Origin of the sequence: Verrucosispora sp. SN26_14.1 (genome assembly GCF_004307965.1) — a bacterium.
Taxonomy (GTDB): Bacteria; Actinomycetota; Actinomycetes; order Mycobacteriales; family Micromonosporaceae; genus Micromonospora.
In genome coordinates this window covers 1-6584 of sequence record NZ_SISL01000331.1, presented here as the reverse complement: position 1 = coordinate 6584, position 6584 = coordinate 1, and the positions used below count along the sequence as shown (strand labels likewise).

Sequence of the window (6584 nt, the reverse complement as noted above, 5' to 3'; positions counted from 1 at the left end):
GCCGTCGGTGACCCGCAGCCGGACGCACGCCCCGTCGTCGGTCGTCATCAGCCGCCAGGCCACCCGGACCACTCCGCCGGGCAGCGGGTCCGCGTGCCGGACGGCGTTGCCGACCAGCTCGGCGAGGACCGCGACGAGATCCGCCAGCACCACCGGGGACACGACCTCGGCCAGTTCGGCGGCGAGGCGGTGCCGGGCGGCGCGCGCACCGCTGGCGTGGTGCGGCACGACCACACACCACGCTCGTTCGACCGCTCCCGTCGACACTTTCCGCCCCTCTTCCGCCCCGGGTGACCCCCACGATCACCTACGGGGCAGCCGCACCTCTGCGACGGTACCTCCACCGGTTCTCGGTCGAAGGAATACCCAGCCATTCTGCTGTTCAACGATCCGGCGGACGAGATAGAGACCAAGCCCTGTGCCCGGATAGCGACGATTGTCACCCGAGTCGCCCTGCCAGAACCGGTCAAAGGCCCGTTCGACGTGCTCCGGGCGTACGCCGATGCCCCGGTCGCTGACCCGGATGCAGACGGTCGGCCCGTCCGCGGCCGCGCTCACCTCGATCGGCGAGCCGGGAGGGGAGTACTTCCCGGCGTTGGTGACCAGCTCGGTCAGCACGGTGACCAGGCTCTGCCGGCGCCCGATCGCCCGGGGCAGGTCGACCGGGAACTGGAGGGTGGCCCGACGGCGCAGCTCACCGGGGAGGTTGGCGACCGCGCCACGCAGCGTCTCGCCGAGGTCGAACGGCACCGCCGGCCCGTCGTCCGGCCATGCCTCGGCGGCAGAGGAGAGCAGCCGGTCGAGCAGCCGGGCCAGCTCGTTGGCGCGCTGGCCGATGACCTGCGCGGCCTGGCGCCGGTCGGCGTCGCTGAGCGACTCCCAGTGGTCGTTGAGCGTGTCGGCGTACCCCTTGATCACCGTCACCGGGGTGCGTAGCTCGTGACTGGTCACCGCGACGAAGAGGTCCCGTTCGTGGTCGTGTCGTTGCTGGTCGGTGATGTCGCGGAAGGTGACCACCCGCAGCGCGCCCGGACCGGGCAGCTCACCGGAGGTGACCCGCAGCCAGCGTCCGTCCGGCAGGCGGTGGTCGAGGACCTGCCCGGACGGGGGCACCGGGAAGGGCAGCGGTTCGTTGATCGCCTCGGCCGCGGACCGGCCGGTGACGTCGGCGGCGGCCGGATTCCAGAGCCGTACGTGGGCGTCCCGGTCGACGACCGCCAGCCCGTCGGCGAGTGCCGCCACCACCGGGCCGTCGCCGTGCACCGGCAAGCCGCTCTGGTCGCCGTACATGTGCGCGATGCAGGCGCCCAGGAAGCCGACCACGCCCCGCTGCTCCGGGTCGGGCTCGTCGTCCCCGGTCAGGTACAGCGCCTGGAGGCTGCCGACCGCGTGCCCGCCGATCTCCGCCCGGGAGGCGACCATTCGGCGCAGGCCGCGCTCGGTCAGCTCGTCGGCGAGTTGGCTGCCGAGCCGGTCGGTCCGGACGCACTGCACCCGGGGACCGGCGAGCAGGCAGGCGGTGATCGGGTCGCTGGGTGGCAGGGGACGCCCGATGGTCCACTCGGCGGCACCGGTGGCGGCGATCACCCGTCCCCCGCTGGGGGCGAACTCGACGAAGGCCATGCCGGCGGCACCGAGTGCCGGTTGCGCCACCCGCAGTAACTGGGTCAGGACCGGAAGGCCCGCGTCCCCCGAGTTGATCATCTCGATGACGACGGTGTGCCCGGCGATGAGAGCCGAGTAATCGGTACGGTCCGTCATGTCCCCGAGTGTGCACCTCCGCTCGCGTTCTCCGGCACCCCCGACGGTGGGTTATCCCCTCAACCGGGCCAACGTCTGTGCCGGGCGGTCGGTGATCACGCCGTCCACCTCGGCGGCCAGCACGAGATCAAGGTCCGTCGGCTCGTTGACGGTCCAGACGTACACCTGGTTGCCGGCGGCCCGCAACGACGGCACCAGCGCCGGACGTGCCCGGACCAGGCCGATCCCGGGGCCGGCGATGCCGACGCCGAACGGCAGCCGCCCCAGGCGCAGCCAGCGGGGCAGCACCTCCAGCAGCAGTACGGTCGGCAGCGCCGGAGCCAGCGTCCGCATCCGGCGTACGGCAAGCGGGGAGAAGGACATCACGGTCACGCGGACCGGGTCGTCGGGGCCCGGGTCGGTCAGGCCGTACCGGCGCAGCAGGGCGACCAGCCGGCGCTCCACGTCGCCGCCGTAGCGGGACGGGTGCTTGGTCTCCACCAGCAGCCGCACCGGCCGTCCGGCGGCGAGGACCGCCTCCAGCAGCCGTTCGAGCGTGAGCAGCCGGGTACGCGAGTCGTCGAGCACCTCGTCCCCGTCGGCCGGTACGCAGCCGGGGTGCCAGGAGCCGAAGTCCAGCTCCTCCAGCTCGGCGAGGGTACTCGCGCTGACCAGCCCGCGACCGTTGCTGGTGCGGTTCAGTCGGCGGTCGTGCACGCAGACGAGGTGCCCGTCACGGGTCAGCCGGACGTCGCACTCCAGCCCGTCGGCGCCCTCGTCGAGCGCGCGCAGGTAGGCGGCGAGAGTGTGTTCCGGTAGGTCGTACGACGCGCCACGGTGCGCGAAGACGAGCGGGGTGTGCACGGCCGTTACAGGACCCGGCCCGGTTGGCCGTCCGAGTCGACGACCGGTCGTCCGGCCGCCTCCCAGTCGCCCATTCCGCCCTCGACGTTGCGTACCTGGTCCCAGCCGTTGTGCATCAGGTAGGCGACGACCTGGGCGGACCGTCCGCCCGAGCGGCAGATGACCGCGACGTCCCGGTCGTTGGGCACCTCGGCGATGCGCGCCGGCAGTTCCATCATCGGCAGGTGGTGGGCGGTCGGTGCGTGACCCGCCTCCCACTCGTCGTCCTCCCGGACATCGAGCAGGTAGGTCTCGTCGTCGATCTCGGGCACCGTCATCGTGGGTACGTGGGATCCGAACACGGCTACCAAGCCTAGAGGGCCGTCGGGGTGATCGCGTCGACCGGCGGGTCAGAGCCGGGTCACCCAGTGCGGATGGGCGCCCGCCCACTGCGGCATCCGGGTGCCCCGGACCGCCTCGAACAGTCCCTCTCCGCCGTTGTCGAGCACGACGTAGGAGACCTGGTCGATGGTCTGCGGATAGGACGGCACCTGCACGCCGCGCAGCGCGTCGGTGGAGAGGCCGCGCAGCGCCAGCAACAGGTCCTCCACGGGTACGCCGTTGGTGTCCACGGTCAGCGAGCCGCCGACGGCCTGGACGAGCCGGTGCAACTGGACCGGGTTCTCGCGGAGCCGGGTCTCCCCCGCCCGTTGCAGCATCGCCCCGAGCAGTTGCTGCTGGTGGGTCTGCCGGTCGTAGTCGCCGCCGGGCAGGTCGTAACGCTGACGGACGTAGTCCAGCGCCTGGGCGCCGTCCATCCGCTGGCAGCCGGGCGAGAAGACCCGGTCGGTGTGGATCGAGCGCACTTCGGTGCGTACGCACATGGTCACCCCGCCCAGCAGGTCGATGACGCTGCGCAGACCGGCGAAGTCGACCAGGGCGGCGCCGTCGAAGCGGATGCCGGTGAGCCGGGACAGGGTGGCCGAGAGCAGTCGGGCACCGGCCTCGCCGCCGCCGCCGTACTCGTACGCGGCGTTGACCTTGTCCTCGCCGCCGGGATAGCCGGCTGCGGACGGGATGTCGACCAGCAGGTCACGAGGCACGGAGACCAGGTAGCCCTCGCGCAGTCCGGCTGGCACGTGGACCATCAGGATGGTGTCGGTGCGTTGCTCCGGGCCGGTGTCGCCGGGGCGGCGGTCGGAGCCGACGAGCAGGTAGTTGAGCGGACCGTGGCGGTCGGTGCGATCGGTGCGGGCGGTCGGGTCGAGCAGTTCGGCCCGGGTGATCGTGCGTTCGTACCGGTCGGCGAGCACCCGGAGGCCGACCACGGCGACCGTGGCCAGCAGCACCACCGCCAGCCCGATCCCCAGCAGTACGCGTGGCCAGCGCGGGCGCCCGGCGCCTCCGCCCGTTGCCCGTCGTCCGCCGTCGCGTGCCCTCCTGGCCGTGACGTCCTCCCCGTCCACCTGACATGAATCTTCTTCATGTCAGGCTACGGACGGTGAGGGTGGCGTGACGGCGGTTTTCGGATACGCCTGCCGGTCACTTCCGGCTGGAGATCACCTCGGGGTTGTAGAACACGAACTCGGCCAGCTTGTCCTGCTTGACCGCGTGGAACATGTCCAGCGTCTGCTCGCTGAGCGCTTCCCGGCCGCTCTCGTTGCCGTTGAAGGTCCCGCCGTTGGTCTTCAGCATGATCAGCTCGTTGCCGGTGACCCCGCGCATGGTGAAGACGAAGTCCTCCACCGACACGCCGCCGGTGTCCAGGATGAACGCCTTACCGGCCGCCTTGATCAGCTCGTTGAGCTTGAGCGGGTTGGTCAGCGTGCCGTTCTGGCTGGCCTTCTTCGCCATCGCCTTGATCAGCTGCTGCTGGTTCTGCTGCCGGTCGTAGTCGCTGTTGGCCAGGCCGTACCGCTGCCGGGAGAAGTCCAGCGCGGCCCAGCCCTCCATCTCCTGGCAGCCCTTCTTGTGCACCACCGGGGTCCGCTGCTTGCCGGTCTTCTTGGCGTCCGCGTTCCACATCACCTTGCCGTCGACGTACGACATGTGGGCCGACTTGACCTCCTGCTTCGGGCAGATCCGTACCGAGCCGAGGGCGTCGATGACGTTCTTGAAACCGCCGAAGTTGATGATCGCCGCACCGTCGAAGCCGACGCCGGTCATGCCCTTGATGGTCTGCGCCATCAACTGGGCGCCGCCCTCCCAGCCGCCGCCGTTGCGGGCGCCGGCCTGGAACGCCGCATTGATCTTGTCGACGCCGCCCGGGAAGTCGGTCTCCGGGAAGGCCGGAATGCGGGCCTCGGTGTCCCGGGGGATCGAGATCAGGTACGCCTGGTCGTGCGTGGCCGGGATGTGCAACACGATGATGCTGTCCGCGCGTACGTCGTCGGCGGCCCACCGCTCCCGGGCGTCCACGCCCAGCAGCAGCATGTCGATCGGGCCTTCCAGGTTGTTGCCGCCCTCGTCGACCGTCTTACCCGCCTCGCCGAGCAGGTTGCGCTGCGAGATGCTGCCGGTGGCCTGACCGATCACGGCCTTGCTGCCGACGATGGCGAGGCCACTGGTCATCATCAGCACGGCGCCGAAGACCAGGGTGATCCGGGCCCAGAGAGGGTCCTTCCGCCGGGTGCGTCCCTTCTTACCGCCCTTGCCGGACTTCTTCTTGCCGGCCGAGGAGGGTGAGGGGTTCGATGCGCCAGGCGGATCGAGCAAGGAGGGGCTCTGAACCGGCATGCGTGCTCCAGCTCGTGAATGTGGGGGGCGGGAACACTTTACGGACGCAATCCCGTCGTGGCGAGTTCGTCTGACGCTCAGTTACCGTTCTCCGCCACGTCATCCTGGGGAAATGGACGAACGGGCAGAATGAAATGCACGATCGACTATTGGCTCCCAGTGATTTCACAGCAGAAGTCGGACTCTCCGTTCACGCAGGGTGAGCAGAGAGTCCGACTGTCGGCCGGTGGTGTGATCAGCCGTTACCGGCTCGCGACTCCTTGTTCGCCTTGAGCCAGTCGGCCATCGTGTCGCCGGACATCGCGCGGTACATGGCCAGGGCGTTCTCCCGGTCGGAGACGACCACCGATTCGCCGTTGATGTTCTGGCTACCCAGGTGCGGGCTGGTGACGAACGTGAGGTTCTCGCCCCGCAGATTGCGGAACTGCACCGCCATGTCGGTCAGCGAGAAGCCCTGGTCGACGGTGACCGCGTCGGTGACCGACCGGAGGAACGCGTTGAGCTTCTTCGGGTTGGTCAGCGTGCCGCTGCTCGCCGCCTTGTCCATCAGCGCCCGCAGGAACTCCTGCTGGTGACGCATCCGGGCGAAGTCGCCGTCCGGGAACTGCTTGCGCTGCCGGATCCAGTCCAGTGCCTCGGTGCCGTTCATCTGGTTGGTGCCCTTGGTGAACTTCCGGTACGGCTTGTGGATCGAGGTGATGCTCCGCTCGACCTCCAGCTCGACGCCGCCGAGCGCGTCGGTGACCTGCTTGAAGCCCCCGAAGTCGATCGCCATCACGTGGTCGATGTGCACGTCGGTGAAGCACTCGACGGTGCGCACCGCCAGCGGCAGGCCACCGAATGCGAACGCCGCATTGATCTTGCGCCGCTGGCCGGAGTCGCAGTCGGAGCCGGCGCTCTCCGGAATGGGTACGTACAGGTCCCGGGGGATGGAGACGAGGTAGGCCTGCTGGTGGTCGGCGGGGATGTGCATGACGATGATCGTGTCGGCGCGCCACTCGCCGGCCTGGTCCATCGGCGCATCCGGATCCCGCGAGTCGGTGCCCACCATCAGGATGTTGAGCGCGCCGTCCACCGCCTTCGCCGGCCGACCGCCGGTGATCTCGGAGAACGGATCGGTGCGGGCCAGGTTGTTGTCCAGGCTGCGGGCGTAGAACCAGGCACCGACGCCACCTAGCAGCGCCAGCACCAGCACCACGACACCGGTCAGCAGGGCGATCCGTCCCCACCGGGGGCGGCGGCCACGCGGCGGCGGTGGCCCGCCC

At 70.1% G+C, this 6584-nt stretch carries 7 protein-coding genes; all 7 read right to left on the bottom strand.

Annotated features, from left to right (window positions below):
- Nucleotides 1-234, bottom strand: a 234-nt coding sequence (locus EYA84_RS23485; RefSeq protein WP_201272459.1) for an ATP-binding protein, incomplete at its 3' end; no start/stop codon positions are given.
- A 69-nt stretch (nt 235-303) separates the two neighbouring features.
- A complete protein-coding gene (locus tag EYA84_RS23480; RefSeq protein WP_131055387.1) occupies nt 304-1761 on the bottom strand; it encodes an ATP-binding protein in 1458 nt (485 codons plus the stop codon).
- Between the two features lie 51 nt (nt 1762-1812).
- Nucleotides 1813-2604 carry a glycerophosphodiester phosphodiesterase family protein gene (locus EYA84_RS23475; protein WP_131055385.1) on the bottom strand — a complete coding sequence of 264 codons (792 nt, stop codon included), beginning with the start codon at nt 2602-2604 and terminating at the stop codon, nt 1813-1815.
- Between the two features lie 5 nt (nt 2605-2609).
- On the bottom strand, nt 2610-2945 hold the full coding sequence (locus EYA84_RS23470; RefSeq protein ID WP_131055383.1) for a rhodanese-like domain-containing protein: 336 nt from the start codon (nt 2943-2945) through the stop codon (nt 2610-2612).
- A 48-nt stretch (nt 2946-2993) separates the two neighbouring features.
- A complete protein-coding gene (locus EYA84_RS23465; protein WP_131055392.1) occupies nt 2994-3932 on the bottom strand; it encodes an LCP family protein in 939 nt (312 codons plus the stop codon).
- 193 nt (nt 3933-4125) lie between these two features.
- On the bottom strand, nt 4126-5319 hold the full coding sequence (locus EYA84_RS23460) for an LCP family protein (RefSeq protein ID WP_131055381.1): 1194 nt from the start codon (nt 5317-5319) through the stop codon (nt 4126-4128).
- 235 nt (nt 5320-5554) lie between these two features.
- Nucleotides 5555-6584: LCP family protein (locus EYA84_RS23455; protein ID WP_236145920.1), on the bottom strand; the 1030-nt coding region annotated here is incomplete at its 5' end.

Excerpts from the sequence above, each read along its gene's own strand:
- EYA84_RS23460 (WP_131055381.1), bottom strand. The coding sequence starts at position 5,319 with ATGCCGGTTCAGAGCCCCTCCTTGCTCGATCCGCCTGGCGCATCGAAC.
- EYA84_RS23480 (WP_131055387.1), bottom strand. The coding sequence starts at position 1,761 with ATGACGGACCGTACCGATTACTCGGCTCTCATCGCCGGGCACACCGTC.